This window comes from Chromobacterium sp. LK11 (assembly GCF_001043705.1).
In the GTDB taxonomy this organism is placed as follows: Bacteria; Pseudomonadota; Gammaproteobacteria; order Burkholderiales; family Chromobacteriaceae; genus Chromobacterium; species Chromobacterium alkanivorans.
The window spans coordinates 32,070-54,773 of record NZ_LDUR01000001.1 but is presented as its reverse complement, the minus strand read 5'-3'; the positions used below and the strand labels follow the sequence as shown (position 1 = coordinate 54,773).

At 65.9% G+C, this 22,704-nt stretch carries 15 protein-coding genes; 6 read left to right on the top strand and 9 right to left on the bottom strand.

Annotated elements, in window-relative coordinates; genetic code table 11:
• Positions 1–55 precede the first annotated feature (55 nt).
• The gene (locus VK98_RS00170; RefSeq protein ID WP_048412102.1) at positions 56–706 is read right to left on the bottom strand and encodes a hypothetical protein; all 651 of its coding nucleotides are present in this window, start codon (positions 704–706) and stop codon (positions 56–58) included.
• A gap of 312 nt (positions 707–1,018) precedes the next feature.
• Between VK98_RS00170 and VK98_RS00165 the strand changes: the two genes are divergently transcribed.
• Positions 1,019–1,879: a methionyl-tRNA formyltransferase gene (locus VK98_RS00165; protein ID WP_048412101.1), complete on the top strand. Its 861-nt coding sequence runs from the start codon at positions 1,019–1,021 to the stop codon at positions 1,877–1,879.
• A gap of 33 nt (positions 1,880–1,912) precedes the next feature.
• Here VK98_RS00165 and blaCRH read toward each other — a convergent pair whose 3' ends face one another.
• Complete coding sequence (blaCRH, locus tag VK98_RS00160; RefSeq protein WP_048412100.1) at positions 1,913–2,785, bottom strand: CRH family carbapenem-hydrolyzing class A beta-lactamase; 873 nt, start codon at positions 2,783–2,785, stop codon at positions 1,913–1,915.
• A gap of 227 nt (positions 2,786–3,012) precedes the next feature.
• Here blaCRH and VK98_RS00155 point away from each other — a divergent pair, with 227 nt between their 5' ends.
• Entirely contained in the window at positions 3,013–3,423 is a 411-nt protein-coding gene (locus VK98_RS00155; protein WP_048412099.1) for a CesT family type III secretion system chaperone, read from the top strand.
• Positions 3,424–3,863: 440 nt separating this feature from the next.
• Positions 3,864–4,124 (top strand): hypothetical protein, encoded by a 261-nt coding sequence (locus VK98_RS00150; protein ID WP_048412098.1) that lies wholly within the window; start codon positions 3,864–3,866, stop codon positions 4,122–4,124.
• Between the two features lie 809 nt (positions 4,125–4,933).
• Here the strand turns inward: VK98_RS00150 and VK98_RS00145 are convergent.
• The 7 genes from VK98_RS00145 to VK98_RS00115 all read right to left on the bottom strand — a co-directional run bounded on the left by VK98_RS00145 (position 4,934) and on the right by VK98_RS00115 (position 18,125).
• Positions 4,934–6,325, bottom strand: a complete 1,392-nt coding sequence (locus VK98_RS00145; protein WP_231589175.1) for an efflux transporter outer membrane subunit — start codon at positions 6,323–6,325, stop codon at positions 4,934–4,936.
• 5 nt (positions 6,326–6,330) lie between these two features.
• Positions 6,331–9,429: a multidrug efflux RND transporter permease subunit gene (locus VK98_RS00140; RefSeq protein ID WP_048412096.1), complete on the bottom strand. Its 3,099-nt coding sequence runs from the start codon at positions 9,427–9,429 to the stop codon at positions 6,331–6,333.
• Positions 9,426–12,527, bottom strand: a complete 3,102-nt coding sequence (locus VK98_RS00135; protein ID WP_048412095.1) for an MdtB/MuxB family multidrug efflux RND transporter permease subunit — start codon at positions 12,525–12,527, stop codon at positions 9,426–9,428. Before VK98_RS00135 ends, VK98_RS00140 begins: the two co-directional genes overlap by 4 nt.
• Positions 12,528–12,542: 15 nt before the next feature.
• Entirely contained in the window at positions 12,543–13,796 is a 1,254-nt protein-coding gene (locus VK98_RS00130; RefSeq protein ID WP_231589174.1) for an MdtA/MuxA family multidrug efflux RND transporter periplasmic adaptor subunit, read from the bottom strand.
• 115 nt (positions 13,797–13,911) lie between these two features.
• Complete coding sequence (locus tag VK98_RS00125) at positions 13,912–15,165, bottom strand: nucleotide disphospho-sugar-binding domain-containing protein (protein WP_053077149.1); 1,254 nt, start codon at positions 15,163–15,165, stop codon at positions 13,912–13,914.
• Between the two features lie 207 nt (positions 15,166–15,372).
• Positions 15,373–17,109, bottom strand: a complete 1,737-nt coding sequence (locus VK98_RS00120; protein WP_048412093.1) for an L-tyrosine/L-tryptophan isonitrile synthase family protein — start codon at positions 17,107–17,109, stop codon at positions 15,373–15,375.
• Between the two features lie 35 nt (positions 17,110–17,144).
• Positions 17,145–18,125, bottom strand: coding sequence for an isocyanide synthase family protein (locus VK98_RS00115; RefSeq protein ID WP_048412092.1), 981 nt, complete (start codon positions 18,123–18,125; stop codon positions 17,145–17,147).
• An 802-nt stretch (positions 18,126–18,927) separates the two neighbouring features.
• Here VK98_RS00115 and VK98_RS00110 point away from each other — a divergent pair.
• From VK98_RS00110 to yiaY, 3 genes are all read left to right on the top strand, one after another.
• Positions 18,928–20,454 (top strand): amino acid permease, encoded by a 1,527-nt coding sequence (locus tag VK98_RS00110; RefSeq protein WP_048412091.1) that lies wholly within the window; start codon positions 18,928–18,930, stop codon positions 20,452–20,454.
• Between the two features lie 240 nt (positions 20,455–20,694).
• Complete coding sequence (locus tag VK98_RS00105; RefSeq protein ID WP_369700237.1) at positions 20,695–21,414, top strand: MarC family protein; 720 nt, start codon at positions 20,695–20,697, stop codon at positions 21,412–21,414.
• Positions 21,415–21,512: 98 nt separating this feature from the next.
• Complete coding sequence (yiaY, locus tag VK98_RS00100) at positions 21,513–22,643, top strand: L-threonine dehydrogenase (protein WP_048412090.1); 1,131 nt, start codon at positions 21,513–21,515, stop codon at positions 22,641–22,643.
• Positions 22,644–22,704 lie beyond the last annotated feature (61 nt).

Here is a 22,704-nt window from a genome sequence, read left to right as displayed (position 1 = left end):
TAAAAAAGAATGAGCCGGACCCGGCGTCAGCCGCGGTCCGGCGGGGAAGGGGCGTTCAGCCCGCGGAGGCTTGCGCCTGGCCGGCGTCGCCGTTATTGGCCTGGTAAGCGGCCAGCGCCGCCTGAACCTGCGCGCCGCCATGGTGATGGTGGCGATGGTGGGGGGGCTGGCTTTGCGCCGCCGTCTGCAAGCTTTGCTGCAATTGCTGGTAATCCTGTTGCGCCTGGCTGAGATTGCCGCTGCTCAGATCCTGGCCCAGGGTGTTGAACAGCGAGTTGGGCGAGGAGGCCGAGGCGGCGCCGGTCAGCGCGCTCAAGGCGTCGCTCGCGCTGCTATCGCCGGAGCCGCCGAAACTGCTGGCTTGCAACTGACTGAGCATCTGCTGGAACAGCACTGCCAAGTTGTCGCTGGAACTGGTCTGGCTAGAGGCGGCGTCGCTGTCGCCTACGCTGCCGTCGGTCCGCATGGCGTTGACCAGGCTGGCGAAATCCTGCCCGCCGCCGTTCGACGCGCTGGAATCGCCTGCCGTGTTGCCGGACGCCGCGGTCTGCAGGCTGGCGAGCGCCTGCTGCGCGCCGCTCAGATCGCCTTGCCGCACGTCGTCGATCATGGTCTGGAAATCCTGGCGGCGCTGTTGATGAACCGCCCGCCGTTGTTGCCAGGCGTTGCCGCCGGCGTCGATGCTGCTGGTATTGCTGACTGACATGGATGTTCTCCCGCAAAGTCATGATGGAGTTGTCGGTCGTGAGCCTCACGGAGCAGCTCGACTTCCATTGTCGGTCCGGTTCCGGCGCTTTGCCGGCGCGGGCGGCAATCCATGCCGCCGCAGCGGAGGGAATTGCCGTCTGGCGGCGAATTTGGCCTGTTTTCGCGTCAGAACAAGGACTTGACCCGCTGTTAGACGCAAAGGGCGTGCCAGCAAGGCGGGGAGATTCTGTTAATTTCCGTGAGACATTCTGTCGTGTTCAGATGGTCTTGTTATAAACAAGTCAGCCCTCTGAACCGCCGGGATGCCGTCATGCGTTTTGCCATTACCTTGTCCGATCGTTTCAAGCCGGTGCTGGACGTGTTCCTGCACGCCGGCTGGCAGCCGTTGAAGTTGTTCTGCACCCCGGTGGACCATCGCATGCATCACCACAAGGAGTCGCTGGCGGCGGCGGAGCGCCTGGGCGTGCCGGTGCAGCTGTCGCGGATGCGCGAGCGCGACTTGCTGGAGCTGGCGGAGCAGGATTGCGAAGTCTTGCTGGTGGCCAGCTACAACTGGCGGGTGCCGGACTGGGAGCCTTATCTGAATTACGCGGTCAACTTCCACCCGTCGCCGCTGCCCGTCGGCCGCGGACCTTACCCCATGGTGAGGGCGATCCTGGACGGCCATCGGCAATGGGGCTGCAGCTGTCATCAACTGAGCCGGGAAATGGACGCCGGCGATGTGCTGGCGCAGGAGCAGTTTGCGCTGCGCCCGGACGAAACCCATGAATCGCTGGACGCGAAACTGCAACTGGCGCTGTACCGGCTGGCGGGGCGAGTGGCCGGCGACTTCGCCTCCTTGTGGGATCAGGCCCAGCCGCAAGGCGAGAACAGCAGCTATTGGCCGCTGTGGCGGGACGAAGAGCGGATGCTGGACTTCAGCCTGCCGGTGGAGGACCTCATGCGCCGAGTGCGCGCCTTCGGCGATTTCGAATGCCTGGCCGCGGTCAACGGCGTCACCGTGCACGTGCACCGCGCGCAAGCCTGGCGCGAGAGCCACGCCTATCCCCCGGGCTCCTTGATCCTGTCCAATGCGCTGAGCCTGTTGGTGGCCGCCGCCGACGGCATGGTGCTGATCAGCGAATGGAGCCTGAACCCGCCCGGCGGCGTCAGCGGCCGGCTGCGGGGATGAGGCGCGGCGTCTCAGCCGCGCCTGGTTTCTGTCTTACTTCTTCACCTTGAACGCTTCCAGTGCCGCCCGCGCCGCGGCGGCGATCACTTCGTTGCTGTGCTTGGCTTCTTTCTTGGCGTGCTTGGTGTAAACCGCCAGCACGATGGGCGCGCGCTTGGGCGGCCAGATCACCGCGAAGTCGTTGGCGGTGCCGTAGACGCCGCAGGTGCCGGTTTTGTCTCCCACTTCCCAGCCGGCCGGCACCGCGGCGCGGATTCTGGCGTTGCCGGTGGTGTTGCCCTTCAGCCAGTCTGCCAGTTGTTGGCGTTGCGCTTCCGGCAGCGCCTTGCCCAGCGCCAGTTTTTGCATGCTTTCCGCCACCGCCTTGGGGGTGGAGGTGTCGCGCGGGTCGCCGGGGATGGCGGAGTTCAGTTCCGGCTCCAGGCGGTCCAGGCGGAAGCTGGCGTCGCCGATGGAGCGCATGAAGGCGGTCAGGGCGGCGGGGCCGTTGATTTCCTTGAGCAGCAGGTTGGCCGCGCCGTTGTCGCTGTATTGCACGGAGGCGGCGTTGAGCTCGGCCACGGTCATGCCGTTTGCCTGCTGTTTGGTGGTAATCGGGGACCAATTAGGCAGAGCCGTCTTGCTGTAGCGAATGCGCTTGTCCAGCAGGCCGGGTTGTTGTTGGCTTTGCGCCAGCACCCCCGCCGCCAGAAAGCCTTTGAAGGAGCTGCACAGGGGAAAGCGCTCGTTGGGGCGGTTGGCCACGGTGGCGCCGGAGCCGGTGTCGATGGCGTAGACGCCGATGCTGCCGCCAAAATCGCGTTCCAGTTTGGCCAGCTTGTCGGCGGCGACGGCGAGCGGATCGGCCGCCACGGCCTGGGTCAGCGGTGCGGCCAGCGATGCGAATAAAATCAGATGCTTGAACATGGTTTGCTTCCTTCTGCCTGGTTGAGAGTGTGGCGCTATCCTGATGGCGAAGGCTTGGGCTGTAAATCGCGGAAACTGTAACGTCTGTAACTTTTCGCGCCAGAGGCGGCGTTGAAACAGGGTGCCGCCGCCTGGCGTCAGCAGGCGCGCTTGGGCGAATTCTGGAAGTGCGCGGCGGAGGGGCGAGGGTATAAAGCGGCATTCGCCATTTCGCTTGTAGGATCTTCATGCCGGACCTGATCGCCTTTCATCGCTGTGTCGCGGAGCTGTTGCAACACCTGGGTTTTGACGCGCCGGAGCTGGCCGCGGATCAGGAGGTGCTCAGTCTGCAGCTGGAGCAGCGCTTTTCCCTCCATTTTGTTTATCTCGATCAGGATAGCTGGTTCATGCAGGCGGACCTTGGCGACGCCTTGCCGTCTCCCGGTCCCGCTGTGTTGGCGCAGGCTTTGCGCCGCAATCAGCTGGCGCTTCAAGCTTGGCAGCCGGTGGTGAGCCTGGATCAGGACGAGCGGCTGAGTTGCTGGCTGCGGCTGCCGTGCCAGGGTTGCGATTTGCCGTCGATGGCGGCCGCTCTGGACGCGGTGATTGTCTGCGCTGAGGAACTGTTGTCGGCGGAGGACGAGCTTGTCGTCTGTTAAGCCGCTGCTCCGCATATAAGTCCTGAGTGGCGTGCTCCCGCATGGGAAGCACGCCGTTTGGCTTTCTTTCCGCCCGCGACGCCGGCGCCTTGACGCTGCTTGTCCGGCTCAGTACCCTGTGGCTCGCGCTGCGCCCAATCACGCCGCGCCGGGTTTGGAAGCCCAAAATCGTTTTGACCGCAGACAGGAAGTGCCCGCTTTGGCACTTCCACGTCTGCCGCCACGCATGCCCATTCCGGGCGGGCCGTGGCAGGGAGCCTTAACTGGCTACCGGTCTTTGGTCAAACGAACCGGTCTTCCAACCTTGTCACGTGCCTGCTCAAACCTGCTGCACGAGCGGGCCTTCTCTCCGGAAACGACTTGGAGGCCGCGATGCGATTCTTCCTTTTTTTCCTTTCTCTGTCCCTTGATCCGCTGTCCTGGCTACAGGAGGCTTGGCGATGACTTCCTTGTGCGATGTGAACGAGCGGCGGCGCTTGCTGGGCGAGGTGCTGGACGCCAGCCAGCTGGGGCTGGAGGCTTTGGATTTGGTGATCCCCGCGGTGGAGGCGGCGGAGCGCTTGTGCCTGAGCCTGGGCTCCGAGGACGGCGAGCCCATTGCCGGTTTGTGCCGCTTGGTGCGCTGGGCGATGGAGGACTATCACGGCATGCTGGACAATGTTCGCGAGGAAGCGGCCACGGCCTTGAACCATGCGGTTTGACAGAGGCTGCGCTTGCGATCTCGCGACCCAGAGCGAAACAAGGCGCGAAGCACCGAGACCGCTGGCGGGTATCGCCTACGGCTCCTCCCACCCTACGTGTGGCGCCGGTCATGGGTAGGGTGGGAGGAGCGCAGCGATACCTACGCGGAGGTTATTTGCAGGGGTTGGAGCGTCTTGGATGCAGGGCTTGTTTATAGCTGCCAGGTAATCGCAAACCGCGCGCGTCTCCTGTCAGCCGCTCCACGGCCCAGAGCGAAACGGCGGTGCTGGAGCGGGCGAAGTATAGGGATCGCTGGTGGGTATCGCCTACGGCTCCTCCCACCCTACGTGTGGCGCCGGTCATGGGTAGGGTGGGAGGAGCGCAGCGATACCCACGCGGAGGTTGTTTGCAGGGGGTTGGAGCGTCTTGGATGCGGGGCTTGTTTATAGCGGCCAGATAATCGCAAACCGCGCGCGTCGCCTGTCAGCCGCCTCGCGGCTCAGGGTGAAAGAAGGCGTTGCCGGAGCGGGCGAAGCATAGGGATCGCTGGTGGGTATCGCCTACGGCTCCTCCCACCCTACGCGCGGCCGCCGGTCATGGGTAGGGTGGGAGGAGCGCGGCGATACCCACGCGGAGGTTGTTTACAGGTGGGTGGAGTGTCTTGGGTGTGGGGTTTGTTGGCAGCGGCCAGATAATCGCAAACCGCGCGCGTCTCCCGTCAGCCGCTTCGCGGCTCAGGGTGAAAGAAGGCGTTGCCGGAGCGGGCGAAGCACCGAGACCGCTGGCGGGTATCGCCTACGGTTCCTCCCACCCTAAGCGCGGTCGTTCGTCACGGGGCGGGTGTCGCCTCCTGCCAGCCGCCGCCCAGCGCGGCGATCAGTGCCACGCTGGCGGCGTATTGCCGGTTCTTCACGTTCCACAAGGTAGTTTCCGCGTTGATGCGGCTGCTTTGCGCGGTCAGCAGATTGAGGTAGCTGACGGTGCCGGCGCGGTATTGGTTCTGGGTGATGGTTTCCGCGCGCCGGGCGGCGTCCAGCGCGGCTTGTTGCGAGGCGGCTTCTTCGCCCAGCAGCCGCTGCGCGGCCAGGTTGTCTTCCACGCCCTGGAAGGCGGACAGCACGGCCAGGCGGTAGCCGGCGACGCTGGCGTCGTAAGCGGCGATGGCTTGTTCTTTCTGGGCGCTGCGCAGGCCGGCGTCGAACAGGCTGAGCGCCAGCGCCGGGCCCAGCGACCAGACGCGGTTGGGCAGGCTGACCCAGTCTGCGAAGCTGGCGCCGCGGTAGCCGCCGCTGGCGGACAGGGTGAGGGTGGGGAAGAAGGCGGCCTGGGCGACGCCGATTTCGGCGTTGGCCTGCGCCACCGCGCGCTCGGCGGCGGCGATGTCCGGGCGGCGTTCCAGCAGTTGCGAGGGCAGGCCGGCGGGGAGGCTGGGCAGCCGCGGTTCGGCGCCGGCCGCCGGCAGGCTGAAGCTGGCCGGCGTCTGCCCCAGCGCGGCGGCGATGGCGTGTTCCAGCTGGGCGCGGGTCAGCTGCTTGTCCGCCCGTTGCGCCTGGGCGCTTTGCCATTGGCTTTCGGCCTGGGCCACGTTGGCGTCTGAGACGATGCCGGCCTGGTATTGATTGCGGGTCAGCTTCAGCGTTTCCGCCAGCGCTTGTTCATTGGCCTGCAGTTGCCGCAGTTGCAGGTCGGCGACGCTGATTTGCAGATAGGCGGTGGCCAGCTGCGCCTGGGTGCTGAGGCGTATCGCCGCCAGTTGCGCGGCGCTGGCTTGGGCTTTGGCGGAGCCGGCGTCCACCGAGCGGCGCAGCCCGCCCCACAGGTCCAGTTCCCAGCTGGCGTTGGCGCTCAGGTTGTAGCTGGTGGAAGCGGCTTGGCCGGGGGAACTGACGCCGCGGCTTTGGCCGGCGCTGAGGCCCAGGCTGGGGAAGAGCCCGGCTTCGGCCTGTTTCAGCAGCGCCTGGGCCTGGCGGTATTGCGCTTCGGCCTGGGCGATGCCGGGGCTTTGCCGGTTCAGGGTGTCCATCAGCTGGTCCAGCCGCGGGTCTTGGTAGATGCGCCACCAGTCGCCGCGGGGGATAGCGTCTTGCGGCTGGGCGCTTTTCCAGCGGCCGTCTTCTTTGTAGGCGGCCGGCACGTCCAGCTTGGGTTTGGTGTAGTCCGGGCCCAGCGCACAGCCGGCCAGCAAGAACGCGCAGGCCAGCGTAAGGCTTTGTGTTTTCATGGGTTTCATTCCTCGGCTCCGCGGTTCAGCGCGGCGCGCGCGGGCCGCCAGCGGCGGCACCACAGCCGGAAGCGGTCCAGATACAGGTAGACGACGGGGGTGGTGTACAGGGTCAGCAGCTGGCTGAGCAGCAGGCCGCCGACGATGGAGATGCCCAGCGGGGTGCGCAGCTCGGCGCCGTCGCCGCGGCCCAGCGCCAGCGGCAGCGCGCCGAACAGCGCGGCCAGCGTGGTCATCATGATGGGGCGGAAGCGGAGCAGGCAGGCCTGGCGTATCGCCTGTTCCGGCGTCATCTGCTGTTCGCGCTCGGCGTTGAGCGCGAAGTCTATCATCATGATGGCGTTCTTTTTGACGATGCCGATCAAGAGCAGCACGCCTATCAGCGCGATGACGTTGAATTCGCCGCCGGTGGCGATGATGGCGAGCAAGGCGCCGACGCCGGCCGAGGGCAGGGTGGAGAGAATGGTGACCGGGTGCACCACGCTTTCGTACAGCATGCCCAGCACGATGTAGACGGCGATCAGCGCGGCCAGAATCAGCAGCGGCTGGCTGTCCAGCGAGGCCTGGAAGGTCTTGGCGCTGCCCTGGAAGCTGCCGTGGATGCTGCTGGGCAGGCCTACGCCGTCCAGCGCCTGATTGATGGCGTCGGTGGCGTCGGACAGCGCGGCGCCCGGCGGCAGGTTGAAGGAGACGGTGGCGGCGGCGAACTGGCTTTGGTGGTTGACCGACAGCGCGGTGTTGCCGGGCGCCCAGCGCGCGACGGCGGACAGCGGCGTGGGCTGGCCGCCCGGCGTCTGCAGGAAGATACTGTCCAGCCCGTCCGGGCCTTGCCAGTATTGCGGCGCCACTTCCATCACCACGCGGTATTGGTTGAGCGCGTTGTAGATGGTGGACACCTGGCGCTGGCCGAAGGCGTCGTTGAGCGCGGCGTCCACCTGGGCCTGGGTCAGACCCAGCCGCGCCATGGCGTCGCGGTCGAAGACCAGGGTGGTTTGCAGGCCTTTGACTTCCTGGTCGGTGTTGACGTCGGCCAGCATCGGCAGCTTCATCAGCGCTTGCTGCACCTTGGGCGTCCATTCGCGCAGTTCCGCCAGGTCGTCGCCTTGCAGGGTGTACTGGTACTGGGCGTTGCTGGAGCGGCCGCCGATGCGGATGTCCTGCACCGCTTGCAGGAAGAGCTGGGCGCCGGGTTCGCGCGCCAGGGTCTTGCGCAGCCGGGCGATGACCTGGTCCGAGCTTTCCTGGCGTTGGCCCAGCGGCTTGAGGCTGACGAACATATTGGCGCTGTTGCGCTGGCCGCCGCCGGTGAAGCCCAAGACTTTGTCCACCGCCGGGTCCTGGCTGACCACGGTGATGAAGCGCTGCAGCTTTTGCTGCATGGCCTGGAAGGAGATGTTCTGGTCCGCGCGTATCATGCCGCTGAGCCGGCCGGTGTCCTGCTGCGGGAAGAAGCCTTTGGGCACCGCCAGGTAGAGGTAGACGTTGAGGCCTATGGTGGCGGCCAGGATCAGCATCATCAGCGGGCCGTGGCGCAAGGCCCAGTCCAGGCTGCGGCGGTAGCCGTCCAGCATGGCGTCGAAGACGCGCTCACTCCATTGAAACAGCCGGCCGGGCGGCCGTTCTTCGCGCGGCTTGAGCCAGCGCGCGCACAGCATGGGCGTGGTGGTCAGCGAGACCAGCAGCGACACCAGGATGGCCACGGACAGGGTGACGGCGAATTCGCGGAACAGCCGGCCGATGACGCCGCCCATCAGCAGGATGGGAATGAAGACGGCGATCAGCGAGACGCTCATGGACAGCACGGTGAAGCCCACTTCGCGCGCGCCGCGCAAGGCGGCCTGCATCGGCTTCATGCCGTCTTCGATGTGACGGGAGATGTTTTCCAGCACCACGATGGTGTCGTCGACGACGAAGCCGGTGGCGATGGTCAGCGCCATCAGGCTGAGGTTGTTGAGCGAGAAGCCGGCCAGGTACATCACGGCGAAGGCGCCCACCAGGGACACCGGCACGGTGATGGCGGGAATGGCGGTGGCGCGGCCGTTGCGCAGGAACAGGAAGACCACCAGGATGACCAGGGCCACCGAGATCAGCAGCGAGCGCTCCACTTCCTGCAGCGAGGCGCGGATGGTGGGGCTGCGGTCCATCACCACCTGCATGTTGATGGCGGCGGGGATGGAGGCCTGCAGCTGCGGCAGCAGCGTCTTGACCCGGTCTATGGTTTCGATGATGTTGGCGCCGGGCTGGCGGAACAGCATCAGCATCACCGCCGGCTGCCGGCCCAAGAGGCCGGCGTTGCGCAGGTCCACCACCGAGTCCTTGACCTCGGCCACGTCGGCGATGCGCACCGCGGCGCCGTCTTTGTAGCTGACGATCAGCGGCAGGTAGTCGCTGGCCTTGTTGGCCTGGTCGTTGGCCTGCACTTGCCAGTGGCGCTCGTCGTTTTCCAGGAAGCCCTTGGGACGGTTGGCGTTGGTGCCGGCGATGGCGCCGCGCACGGTTTCCATGCCTATGCCGTAGTGGTTGAGCTGGCGCGGGTTCAGCTCCACCCGCACCGCCGGCTGCGCGCCGCCGCCCACGTTGACGTCGCCTATGCCTTCCACCTGGGCCAGCTTCTGGCCGAGTATGGTGTCGGCGGCGTCGTACATCTGGCCGCGGCTCAGGCTGTCCGAGGTCAGCGCGATGATCATGATGGGCGCGTCGGCGGGATTGACCTTGCGGTAGGTGGGGTTGGACGGCATGCCGGTGGGCAGCAGGGAGCGCGCGGCGTTGATGGCCGCCTGCACGTCGCGCGCGGCGCCGTCTATGTCGCGGTCCAGCTCAAACTGCAGGGTGACGCGGGTGGAGCCCAGTGAGCTGGACGAGGTCATTTCGGTGACGCCGGCGATGCGGCCCAGCGCGCGCTCCAGCGGGGTGGCCACGGTGGCGGCCATGGTTTCCGGGCTGGCGCCGGGCAGGCGCGCGCTGACGGAGATGGTGGGGAAGTCCACCTGCGGCAGCGGCGACACCGGCAGCAGCTTGAAGGCCAGCATGCCGGCCAACAGGATGGCCAGGGTCAACAGGGTGGTGGCCACCGGCCGGCGGATGAAGGGGGCGGACGGGATCATGCTTCGCCCTCGGCGCTCAGTTCCGGCTTGGCCTTGCGGCCGAGGCGGCGCGCCAGCCGGTCAAAGGCCAGGTAGATCACCGGGGTGGTGAACAGGGTGAGCACCTGGCTGAGCAGCAGGCCGCCCACCATGGCCACGCCCAGCGGCTGGCGCAGCTCGGAACCCATGCCGCCGCCCAGCATCAGCGGCAGCGCGCCCAGCAGCGCGGCCATGGTGGTCATCAGGATGGGGCGGAAGCGCAGCAGGCAGGCCTGGTAGATGGCGTCGCGCGGGCTCATGCCGCGTTCGCGCTCGGCCTCCAGCGCGAAATCTATCATCATGATGGCGTTTTTCTTGACGATGCCGATCAGCAGGATGATGCCGATGATGGCGATCACCGACAGATCGTTGCCGGACAGGAGCAGGGCCAGCAGCGCGCCGATGCCGGCGGAGGGCAGGGTGGATAAGATCGTAATGGGATGGATATAGCTTTCGTAGAGCACGCCCAAGACGATGTACATGGTGACGATGGCGGCCAGGATCAGCCACAGGGTGTTGGACAGCGAGGCCTGGAAGGCCAGCGCGGCGCCCTGGAACTTGGTGTCTATGCTGGCCGGCAGGCCCAGTTCGGCCTCGGCCTGGCGGATGGCGTCCACCGCCGCGCCCAGCGAGGCGCCTGGGGCCAGATTGAAGGACACGGTGGCGGTGGGGAATTGCCCCAGGTGGTTGATGGCGAGCGCGGTGGGGCGCTCTTCTATGCTGGCCACCGCGTCCAGCGGCACCGGGCCGCCGTTGGCGGTGGGCACGTACAGGCTCTTCAGCGACAGCGGGTCCTGCTGGTGCTGCGGGTCCACTTCCAGCACCACGCGGTACTGGTTGGTCTGGGTGAAGATGGTGGAGATCAGCCGTTGGCCGAAGGCGTCGTAGAGCGCGTTGTCGATGGCGGCGGTGCTGACGCCCAGCCGCGCGGCGGCGTCGCGGTTGATGTTGACGTAGGCTTGCAGGCCCTGGTCCTGCAAGTCGCCGGCCACGTCGGCCAGCTGCGGCAGCCGGCGCAGCTTTTCCACCAGTTTGGGCGTCCAGGCGGACAGGTCCTCGGCGCTGGTGGCCTGCAGCGTGAACTGGTACTGGGTGCGGCTGACGCGGGAGTCTATGGTCAGGTCCTGCACCGGTTGCAGGTAGAGCGCCATGCCGGGCACCGCGTCGGCCTGGCTTTGTAGCCTGGCCAGCACGGTGCGGATGTCGTCGCGCTGGTCCTTGGGCTTGAGGTTGATCAGCAGCCGGCCGTTGTTGAGCGCGGCGTTGTTGCCGTCCACGCCGATGAAGGAGGACAGGCTGTCCACCGCCGGGTCCTTGAGCAGCTGCTGCGCCAGCGCCTCCTGTTTGCGCGCCATGGCGCCGAAGGAGATGGACTGCGAGGCTTCGCTGACGCCCTGGATGGCGCCGGTGTCCTGCAGCGGGAAAAAGCCTTTGGGCATGGCCAGGTAGAGCGCGGCGGTCAGCGCCACGGTGGCCAGCGCCACCAGCAGGGTCAGCGTCTGCCGTTCCAGCTCCCAGCTCAGCATGCGGCCGTAGCGGGCGATCACCCGATCGAAAAAGCGGCCGCTGGCGTGATAGAAGCGGCCTTGCCTGTCTTCCGGCACATGCTTGAGCAGGCGCGCGCACATCATCGGCGTCAGCGTCAGCGAGATGAAGGCGGAGATCAGGATGGACACCGCCAGGGTGACGGCGAATTCGCGGAACAGCCGGCCCACCACGTCGCCCATGAACAAGAGCGGAATCAGCACCGCGATCAGCGAGATGGTCAGCGAGATGATGGTGAAGCCGATCTGCTTGGAGCCCTTGAGCGCCGCGGCCATCGGCGTTTCGCCGTCTTCGATGTAGCGCGCGATGTTTTCTATCATCACGATGGCGTCGTCGACGACGAAGCCGGTGGCGATGGTCAGCGCCATCAAGGTGAGGTTGTTGATGGAGAAGCCGGCCAGGTACATCACGCCGAAGGTGCCCACCAGGGACAGCGGCACCGCCACCGCGGGGATGACGGTGGCCGGCACATTGCGCAGGAAGACGAAGATCACCATCACCACCAGGGCGATGGCCAGCATCAGCTCGAACTCCACGTCCGCCACCGAGGCGCGTATGGTCACGGTGCGGTCGCTCAGCACCTTGACGTCCACCGCGCCGGGCAGGGTGTCGCGCAGCTGCGGCAGCAGGGATTTGATGCGGTCCGCCACCTGGATCACGTTGGCGCCGGGCTGGCGCTGCACATTGAGGATGATGGCCGGCGTGGCGCCGGCCCAGGCGGCCAGGCGGGTGTTTTCCGCCGAATCCACCACCTGGGCCACGTCGGACAGGCGGATGGGCGCGCCGTTGCGGTAGGCGATGACGACGCCGCGGTATTCGTCGGCGGACTTGAGCTGGTCGTTGCCGTCTATGGTAGAGGCCTGGTGCGGGCCGTCGAAGCTGCCCTTGGCCTGGTTGACGTTGGCGCTGGCGATGGCGGTGCGCACGTCTTCCAGGGTCAGGCCCAGCGCCGCCAGCTGGCGCGGATTGGTCTGGATGCGCACCGCCGGGCGCTGGCCGCCGCTGATGCTGACCAGGCCGACGCCGGGCACTTGCGACAGTTTCTGCGCCAGCCGGGTGTCGACCAGGTCTTCCAGCTTGGTCAGCGGCAAGGTGGGCGAGGTGACGGCGATGGTCATGATCGGGGTGTCAGCCGGGTTGACCTTGCTGTACACCGGCGGATTGGGCAGATCGGACGGCAGCAGGTTGCCGGCGGCGTTGATCGCCGCCTGCACTTCCTGCTCGGCCACGTCCAGGCTCAATTCCAGGCCGAACTGCAGGGTGATCACCGAGGCGCCGCCGGAGCTGGTGGACGACATCTGCGACAGGCCGGGCATCTGGCCGAACTGGCGCTCCAAGGGCGCGGTGATGGAGGAGGTGATCACCTCCGGGCTGGCGCCCGGGTATTGGGTCACCACCTGGATGGTGGGGTAGTCCACTTCCGGCAGCGCGGACACCGCCAGCATGCGCCAGGCGGCGAGGCCGGTCAGCAGGATGGCCACCATCAGCAAGGTGGTGGCCACCGGGCGCAGGATGAACAGGCGCGAGGGATTCATGCCGTCTCTCCGCGCTTACTGCGCCGCCGAGGCGCGGCGTTTGCCGGCAGGGCCGCTGCCGTCGCGCTTGTGGCGTCCGTTCTTGCCCGAGCCCTGGGTGGCCTGGCGGCTTTGCGCGGCGCGGTCCACCACGGTGACCTTGGCGCCGTCGCGCAGCTTGTCCAGGCCGTCCACCACCACGCGTTGGCCGGGCTTCAGGCCTTGCTCGACGATGACGATGTCGCCGACGCGCGCGCCGGCGCTCACTGGGTTCAGGCTGACGCTGCTGTCGGCGTTGACGGTGTAGACATAGCTGCCCGCCTTGCCCAGCTGCACGGCGGTGGCCGGCACGGTGACGGCGTTTTCCTGCTCGCCCAGGCTCAGGCGCACATTGACGAATTGATTGGGGAACAGGGCCTCGTCGGCGTTGGCGAAGCGAGCCTTGAGATTGACGGTGCCGGTGCTGGTGTTGAGCTGGTTGTCTATGGCCAGCAGCTTGCCGTCGGCCAGCTTGTTGCGGTTGTCGCGGTCCCAGGCTTCCACCGCGAGGCCGGGTTGGGCGCGGCTGGCCCGCAGCACCTGTCCCAGGCTGACTTCCGGCACCGAGAACAGCACGTTGATGGGCTGGGTCTGGGTGATCACCACCAGGCCGTTGGCGTCGCTGGCGTGGACGATGTTGCCCGGGTCCACCTGGCGCAGGCCGGCGCGGCCGGACACCGGCGCGCTGACGCGGCTGTAGCTGAGCTGCAGTTTGGCGTTGTCCACCGCGCCCTGGTCCAGCTTGACCGTGCCCTGGTACTGGCGCACCAGCGCCGCCTGGGTGTCCACCTGTTGTTTGGCGATGGAGTTCTGCTCCAGCAGCTGGCGGTAGCGGGCCAGGTCCAGCTGGGCGTTTTGCAGCAAGGCCTGGTCGCGCAGCAGCTGGCCTTCGGCCTGGGCCAGAGCGGCCTGGAACGGGCGCGGATCCAGCTCCGCCAGCAACTGTCCCTGTTTGACCGGCTGGCCTTCTTCGAAGTGCAGTTTGTCCAGCTGGCCGTCCACGCGGCTGCGCACGGTGACGGTGTAGGTGGAGTTGACGGTGCCCAGCGCGCTGATCTGCAAGGGCACGTTTTGCAGTTGAGCGGAGGCCACGCCCACGGCCGCCGGCGGCGCGGCGCGGCGTTGGCCCGCGGCGTCCGCGGCCGCGTGCTGTCGCCACCACCAGCCGCCGCCCAGAGCGAGCGCGACGACAAGGCCCCAGCACAGCGGGGAACGGTAAAACGGGCGGCGAGGCGCGGCGGATTGGGTCACGGCGGGGCTCCAGGAATGCGGCGTTGGAGCGGCGCGGGCCGCTCCGGATCGTTCGAAGGCGACCGCCGGCATGGATGGGCGGTTGGGGGCGCCGCAGCAGGCCGATGGTCGATGCTTACGGCATTGTGCGCTCCTTGTTTGAACCGGGTTTTACTTGCGCCGGCGATTGTATGTCGAATTGTTGCAAGACTTGACGGAAGGTAAGATCCGGCCGGGCGGCGGCGAAGTGCCAAGCCAGTTGCTGCGCGCGCTGGCGGTAGGACGGCGTGGCCAGCATGCGCCGCAGCAAGGGCGGCAGCCGCCCGGTTTCGATGTGGTGGCGGCGCAGCGCGACGCCGGCGCCGTAGGCTTCGATATGCCGCATCGCCAGCAGCTGGTCCATATTGGACGGGATGCCTATCACCGGCCGCCCTTGTTGCAGCGCCTGGTAGCTGGTGGGGCTGCCGCCGTTGCAAATGACCAGGTCCGCGCGGGCGGCGGCGGCCTCGCCGGGCAGGAAGTCGGCGCTGAACAGGCCGGAGCGCTGCGGCAGCCGCTGGCGGCTGCCGGTGCTGGCGATCACTTGCAGCCCTTCGCCCAGCAGCTGGTCAATCAGCGTGGGCAGCAGCGCCAGATTGCCGGAGGAGCCCAGCGACAGATAGACGGTGGGGCGGTTTTGCAGCTGCGGCCACCAGTCCGGCAGCGCGCCGCCCGGCGACCAGGTGACCGGGCCCAGGTAGCGGTGGTGGGCGGGCAGCGGGCCCAGCGGCACCAGTTCCGGCGAGTCGTAGTACAGCACTTGATCGCCGTGGCTCCAGGCCTCGAAGCAGTTGGCGAACGGCGCCAGGCCGTAATGGGCGCGGGCGCGGTTGAGCGAGCGGGCCAGCAGCCGGGTGGCCAGCGGGGTGATCCAGCGCATCAGCGAGGGCATGACGGGCAGGCGGTGCAGATTGATCTTGGCCAGTTCCGGCACCGGCAGCGGCGCCGGATGGCGGTGGGGGCTCCAGTAGGCGTTGATCAGATTGACCAGCGGTTTGCCGGCGAGCGCGGCGCTGATGCCCAGCGAGTGGCGGAAGTCGCCGACGATGACGTCCGGGTTCAGGCGTTCGATCAGGCGCAGTTCCTCTTCGACGTAGGCGATGATTTCTTCGCGGCGGTACAGCGCCTTGCCGTTGTCCACCGCGTGGAGGAAGTCTTCGCAGCTCTTGGTGATCAGCGGATGGTAATGGATGTCCTGGCGCTGGTAGAGATAGTCGAAGCGCGGCGCGGCGGCCAGGTGGATGTCGTAGTCCGCGGCGGGCAGCGCGGCGGCCAGGGTGTAGGGGCGGGCGACGTGGGCCAGGGTGACGGCCTCGCCGACGAAGAGAATTTTCTGCTTGCGTGGGTTCATGGCGGCTCAGGGGACGAGAGGTGGGGATGACGCCGTCCGGCGGGGCCGGACGGTGTGGAGCGGTCTTAGAACGTGTTTACGATCTCGTGAGCAAGGGCGAGACAAGGCGTTGCGGCTGAGAAAGCGGAATGTACATACGGTACATGAGCATTTCGAAGATGTTTTCAACGCCGTATCGCCGCAGCGCAGCAGATCGTAAACAGGTTCTTAGCCTTGGTGGACCTGGACGCGCCACAGCTCGCGCCTATGCGAGGCGCGCGTCATCGCGCGGCGGCCGTGCAGGCTGTTGTAGTTGTCTATCAACACCAGGTCGCCGTCGTGCCAGTCGTGCTCGATCAGGTTTTCCGGCGCGTAAGCCCGCTCCAGCAGTTCCTGCACCAGATTGGGGTAGTCGTCGGCGCGTTCTTCCACGTCGACGAAGAACTTCTGCAGTTCGGAGTTGCTGTTTTCCTGGAAGCGCAGCACGGATTCGCCGGTGTCAGGGTGGGTTTCCACCAGCGGATAGACGCGGGCGTCGCCGCCGAAATAGGTGAACTTGGTGTGGTAGCGGATTTCCAGTTTTTCCCATTCGGCCAGCGTGGCCGCCGGCACCTGGCGCAGGATGTTGCGCGCGTCCACCAGCGTGGTCTGGCCTTCGCCGCGCTGCGGCGCGGTCTTGCAATACAGCGCGAACAGGCTGGCGCTGAAGCGCGGGTTCTTGCGCACGAACTCATTGTCGGCCGGCAGCATGCTCAGGTCCCAGTGCAGCGGCAATTCCTCGAAGGAGTGGACGAAGCCGTCGGCGTCCTCTTCCGGCTTGACCTTGTGCACCGCGCCGAACTGCCAGATGTAGGGCGTGCCGAACTGGGCGCTGAAGTCGACCAGATTGTCCTCGTCGGCCACGGCGAAGCCGCGCAGCGCGACGAAGCCGAACAGCTGGGCCAGGCGGGCCAGGGCCGGACGCGGCAGCGACAGGCAGTTGGCGCCGGGGCGGCGGTTCTCGATCAGCAGGCCGAAGCGGCCGGCCAGCATCACCGACAGCTCGCAAGCCTCCCATTCGTCGCCGGCCTGCTCCAGATAGAGCCAGGGCTGGCCGTCGAAGCTCACCGCCTTGGCGCGGCGCGCGTCCAGCGCCTGGCGCCTGGAGACCAGTTCGCCGCGGCCGGCCAGGTTCAGCAGGTAGACGCGGTGCCAGGGCAGCGCCGCCTCGGCCTGGGCCGGCGACAGCCGGATGGGGAATTTGCCGCCGGGCGCGCCGGACTGGTGGATGGTCAGCCGGATGGCGTCCGGGAAATGTTCGGCCAGCATCGCGTCCAGCGCGATGCCGCGCCAGGCCAGGCGCAGCGCGCGCCGCGGCCAGTCTTCGGCCTCCGCGATGCCGCGCGCCGCGTTGTCCTCGCGCAGCAGGCTCAGCCATTGCGGCTGGCGGCCGGCCTGGTTTTCCGGCAGCGCTTGGGCGAAGTCGGCGGCCGCGGCGGGCAGGTAGCGGCGCAGCACGCTTTCGGCGCGGTCGCGCTGGCGGTCGAAGCCGGGCTGAACGCTGGCGTAGTCATGCCAGCGCAGCGCCGGGCTGGAGTAGAGCGCGCGCAGGCGGCGATGGTAGTCGTTGGCGGTGTCGCGCGGGATGTCCAGCAGATCGTGGAAGCTCAGGCCGTCGCTGAACAGTTCCAGCGCGCAGCCGGCCGGGTAGACGCGGCCAATGGCGCGGCACAGCTCGTCCAGCCGCTGCAGCGCCGCGTATTCGGCGTAGTCGGGGCGGTCCGACGCGGTCTTGTCCCGGGTATTGGGCGATTTCAGCGGAAAACCGGGCAGCAGCAGCTGCAGCGGCTGTTGTCGGCGCACGAAGCGCTCCACTTGGGCGCTCAGCGCCTGGCGGTGCGGCTCGCGCTGAGGGTGGTCGGCTTCGCCCTGGAAGGCGTCGAGCAGAATGGAGACGATGGAAGCGACAAGAGGTTCGTTTTGCATGGCGATACTCGAAATGAACGATGAAAGGCGGGGGGTCAGGCGGCGGTGGCGATGAAGTGGCTGGGGCGGCCGTCGACAAAGACCAGCGCGGATTGGTTTTCGTCGATGTCGCTGCGTTTTTTCAGCATCACGCCGTGTTCGTGCTTGATCGCGGCCGCGTGCCAGGGGGTCAGCCAGGCGTCGGCGCTGTCCACCAGCCGCACGCCTATCTTGGCGGATACGCGGAATTGCGGATGGATGGACAGGCGCAGGCTGTCCGGAAACGCGCGCTCCAGCAGCCGGCTCCAGGCGTTGCTGCGCTGGATCACCCGGTAGGCGTTGGCGCGCGCCATTTTCTGCAAGCTGGTCTTGCTGTGGCCGGCGAAGCGCTCCATGCCTTGCGCGTCCTCGAACAGGAAACGGGTAATGCCCTGGTACATCGCGCGCATCGCCGGCTCGTCCTGGCATTGGCGTTTGATTTGTTCGATGGAGTCGCTGTAAAGAATCAGCAGTTCTTCGCGTTGCGAATCCAGGTCGCCGATATAGCTGAAGTGGTCTTTCAAGTCGTAAAAGCTGAAGCTGTCGCCGTGGCGTTGCCGCGCGTAGCGAATCAAGTCGTCCATATAGGCGGCGACTTCGGCGTCCGGGATATACACCACGTCGGAAAAGCAGTAACCGTCCGAGCAAATGGCGACTTGAGCGCCCGGCGGGTAGAGGCTTTGAATGTCTCGGCAGAGTTGGTGCAGATTGTCCAGCGCGTGGCGCTCCGCCAAATCGGGCATCGCGCCCAGGGTTTTATTGCGATTGGGCGATTTGCCGGGGAAGGCCGGCAGAATCATTTGCAGCGGCTGGCGGCGGGCGACGGCGGCTTGAATCCTGGGCAGGTGCGGAGCCATCTCCGCGGCGAGGTCTTCCGGCGCGGCGAGGTCTTCCGGGTGGACGCGGCGCAGTTTGAAAACCCGCTCCAGTATTTGTTTGGCCAGATCCGTATCGGAAACTCCAAAAGGGTGAAAAACAGGATCGACAATAGCGTTCATGGTTTATCTCATTGGGTTGTGTAATCAAAAGCGATGGAATTGCGGCTTGCCCGCGTTCCTGCGCGGGCGGTTCGCTTATCGTTATGTGATGACCAAAATGTAAATAATGGAAAAGCACGATTCGCTTCAGCAAGCGAGGCCATTTTATGGCAGATGTTGGGCAGGGGCGAATAAATTAGCCGCTATAGAGTTATGAGCAATCGTTATATTGATATGGCGAACGGATTTATTGAATAAGCGGCGAGAGGTTTTTATTCGATTGGAGTGGATTTTTATTCAATGGGGAGGTGTGAAAATTGTAAATGCGATTGTGACGGTTTGTGATGTCTTATTTGTTTTAATTTGGATTAAATTTAAATTTCTCTTTGTATGACAAGGTCTTATTTGTCATTTTTGCAAATGAGATTCATTCTTATTTGTAAATGAAGGAAGACCGTCGTCGACTGTGAGTTTTCCCATGCAACCACGGTGCGGCGACGCGGTCGCGCCGGCTGCGCCGAGGCGGGCCGCGGTCGGCGGAGCAGGCGAAAACTGTATGATTCCCGCGACAGTTCCGCCGCGCGGCGCTCGCTAGACCTTGAGCGGGGCCATGGACGCAGTCCAACCGGGTGCGATATTCCTTTGCGAACATGACATTTTCGTTTTTTAAGCTTCAAAGCCATGTTTGACTAGTCAACAGTCGTGGTTGCTGTCATTCTTTTGCGTTTCGATTACGACTGCCTGTCGTAGCGACAACAGGCCGCCGGCTGGCCGCAGCGAGCCGAAGGCCATGTCGCCGAGCAGGCGCACTTGAGACAAAGAGATGGAAAAAAAGCAAGAAAGCCAAGAGCTTAGGCGCACCTTGCAGGCGCGCCACCTGTCGATGATCGCCATCGGCGGCTCTATCGGCACCGGCCTGTTCCTGGCTTCCGGCGCCACCGTGGCTTCGGCCGGCGCCGGCGGGGCCTTGATCGCCTACGCCCTGATCGGCCTGATGGTCTACTTCCTGATGACCAGCCTGGGCGAAATGGCCGCCTTCATGCCGGAGTCCGGTTCCTTCCAGGTATACGGTTCGCGCTTCGTCGATCCGGCCTTCGGCTTCGCCCAGGGCTGGAACTACTGGTACAACTGGGCCATCACCGTGGCGGTGGAACTGGCCGCGGCCGCCATCATCATGCATTACTGGTATCCGGCGGTGCCCGGCATCGTCTGGAGCGCCGGCTTCCTGCTGATCATCTTCGTGCTCAACTATTTCTCGGTGAAGGGCTTCGGCGAGGCGGAGTTCTGGTGCTCCATGCTCAAGGTGGCCACCATCGTCGCCTTCATCGTCATCGGCTTTTTGATGATCTTCGGCATCATGACCGACCCCAACCCGCAGCGCATCGCGCCGGGCTTGTCGGTGATGCAGCAGGGGCAGGGGCCGTTTGTCGGCGGCCTGGCCGCCTTCGTCGGCGTGGCCATGATCGTGGGCTTCTCCTTCCAGGGCACCGAGCTGATCGGCGTCGCCGCCGGCGAGTCCGCCAATCCGGGCAAGACCATTCCGCGCGCGGTGCGGCAGATCTTCTGGCGCATCCTGATGTTCTACATGCTGTCCATCCTGATCATCGGCCTGATCCTGCCGTACAACGATCCGCTGCTGCTGAAGAACGACATGAAGGACGTGGGCGCGAGCCCGTTCACCCTGGTGTTCAACCGCGCCGGTTTCGCCATGGCCGCCAGCCTGATGAACGCGGTGATCCTGTCCGCCATCCTGTCCGCCGGCAACTCCGGCATGTACGCGTCCACCCGCATGCTCTACACCATGGCGCGCAACAAGATGGCGCCCAAGCGCTTCGCCGAGCTGTCCAGCAACGGCGTGCCGCGCAACGCCTTGTACGCCACCAGCGTGATCGCCGCGCTGTGCTTTTTGACCTCCTTGTTTGAAACCAACGCGGTCTATCTGTGGCTGCTGAACTCCTCCGGCATGACCGGCTTCATCGCCTGGCTGGGCGTGGCCATCAGCCACTACCGCTTCCGCCGCGGCTACGTCAAGCAGGGCCACGATCTGGCGGACTTGCCTTACCAGGCCAAGTGGTTCCCGCTGGGGCCGCTGTTCGCCTTCGCGCTGTGCCTGCTGATCATGCTGGGCCAGAACTACGAGGCCTTCATAGGCGGCCATATCGACTGGAGCGCGGTGATCGCCACCTATCTGGGCATCCCGCTGTTCCTGGCGCTGTGGCTGGGCTACAAGTTCAAGCACAAGACCCGGATGGTGGCGCTGGAAGAGATTGATTTCAGCGAGGCCCTGGTCAAGGCCCGCGCCTTGCGCCAAGAGAACCAGGGCAGCAAGCTGGCCGCCGCCACGCGCTGACCCTCTGTGAATTCTGCCAGCCTTGGGCTGGCCGTCCGCTGACAGCCCGGCTTTGCCGGGCTGTTTTTGCGTAAGGGCTTGATTGTTTTGGGCGCGGCGGCGGCGAGGGCCGCGCGCGCGGCGCGCCGGAACCGAGGCGGGGCGCCGCAGTCCGAGCGAGAGCCGGCTTGCAATACTGATGAATTGTGTAATATGGCGGCTGGCGCGGCGCAGCCCGCCGCCGTTCCCGATCTGAATTCGATGGTTTCGGAGTCATTCATGCAGTTGCTGACAATATTCATAACAAAGTTTCTGTTTGTGATGGCTGCCCTGCTGCCTATCATGAACCCTCCGGGACTGGTGCCCATCTTCATCTCGATGACGGCGCGCAATACGCCGCAGCAGCGCCGCTATCTGGCGCGCCGCATCGCCATGTATTGCGCCTTGCTGCTGCTGGGCAGCATGTTCACCGGCGGCTATGTGCTGTCCTTCTTCGGCGTGTCGCTGCCGGTGGTGCAATTGTCCGGCGGCCTGCTGATCACCTTCGCCGCCTGGCGCATGCTCAACGACGCGCCGCCGGAAAGCAGCCCCACCTCCACCGATCAGCCCATCCAGGCGGAGAACCACGATGCGCTGAAGCAGCGCGCCTTCTACCCGCTGACCTTTCCGCTGACGGTGGGGCCGGGTTCGATCTCGGTGGCCATCACCATGGGCGCTTCGCTGACCGACACCGGCAAGGGCATCGTCAAATACGCGATCTCGCCGCTGGCCGGCGGCTGCGCGGTGCTGGTGTGCAGTGTGCTGGTCTATCTGTGCTACCGCCACGCCGACAAGCTGCTGCGCTACCTGGGCCAGACCGGTTCGGTGGTGTTCCTGCGGCTGTCCGCCTTCATCCTGCTGTGCCTGGGGGTGCAGATCATGTGGGACGGCTTCGGCGCCTTGATCGTCCAACTGGCGCAGGACGTGTTGCCGCACAAGTGAGCGGCGCGATTGGACATCTTTTGATGTGAGGCAAATGCCGCATCGGCCAAATTGCGCATACTGCGCTTATGACAAATGTCTTAAGAACAGGAGTTGCCATGGCCACCAGCGCTTTCTTCATCCCCTCCGTCAACCTGATGGGCGCGGGCTGTCTGCAACAAGCCGTTGAAACCATGCGCGGCTACGGCTACCGCAAGGTCTTGATGGTGACCGACACCGGCCTGGTGAAAACCGGGCTGGCCGGCCGCGTCACCGAACTGCTGGGCGACGCGGGCATCGCCAGCGTGCTGTTCGACGGCGTGCACCCCAATCCCACCACCGCCAACGTCGGCGCCGGCCTGGCGCTGCTGCGCGAGCACGGCTGCGATGCCGTGGTGTCGCTGGGCGGCGGCTCGCCGCACGACTGCGCCAAGGGCATCGCCCTGGTGGCCGCCAACGGCGGCAAGATCCAGGACTACGAGGGCGTGGACAAGTCCGCCAAGCCGCAGCTGCCCTTGGTGGCGATCAACACCACCGCCGGCACCGCCTCGGAAATGACCCGCTTCTGCATCATCACCGACGAGTCCCGCCACATCAAAATGGCCATCGTCGACAAGCACACCACGCCGGTGTTGTCGGTCAACGATCCGGAAACCATGGCCGGCATGCCGGCGGGGCTGACCGCGGCCACCGGCATGGACGCGCTGACCCACGCGGTGGAGGCCTATGTCTCCACCATCGCCACCCCCATCACCGACGCCTGCGCCTTGAAGGCGGTGACGCTGATCGCCGGCCATCTGCGCCGCGCGGTGCGCAACGGCCTGGACATGGAGGCGCGCGAGCAGATGGCTTACGCGCAGTTCCTGGCCGGCATGGCCTTCAACAACGCTTCTCTCGGCTATGTGCACGCGATGGCGCATCAGTTGGGCGGCTTCTACGATCTGCCGCACGGGGTGTGCAACGCGGTGCTGCTGCCGCATGTGCAGGTCTTCAACGCCAAGGCCGCCGGCCAGCGGCTGGCCGACGTCGGCGCGGCGCTGGGCGTGGCCGCCAACGCGGAAGCGGCGATCGCCGCCATACGCCAATTGGCGGCCGACGTAGGCATTCCGGCCGGATTGACCCAGCTGGGGGTCAAGGAAGAGGATATCCCTGAGCTGGCCGCCAACGCCCTGAAGGACGCCTGCGGCCTGACCAATCCGATCCAGGCCAGCCACGAAGAGATTTGCGCGATCTTCAAGGCCGCGTTGTAGCGGCACGCGGCCGCGGTGAAGTCACCGCGGCCAAACTGGCGGCCCGGCCGCCTTTTTTTGA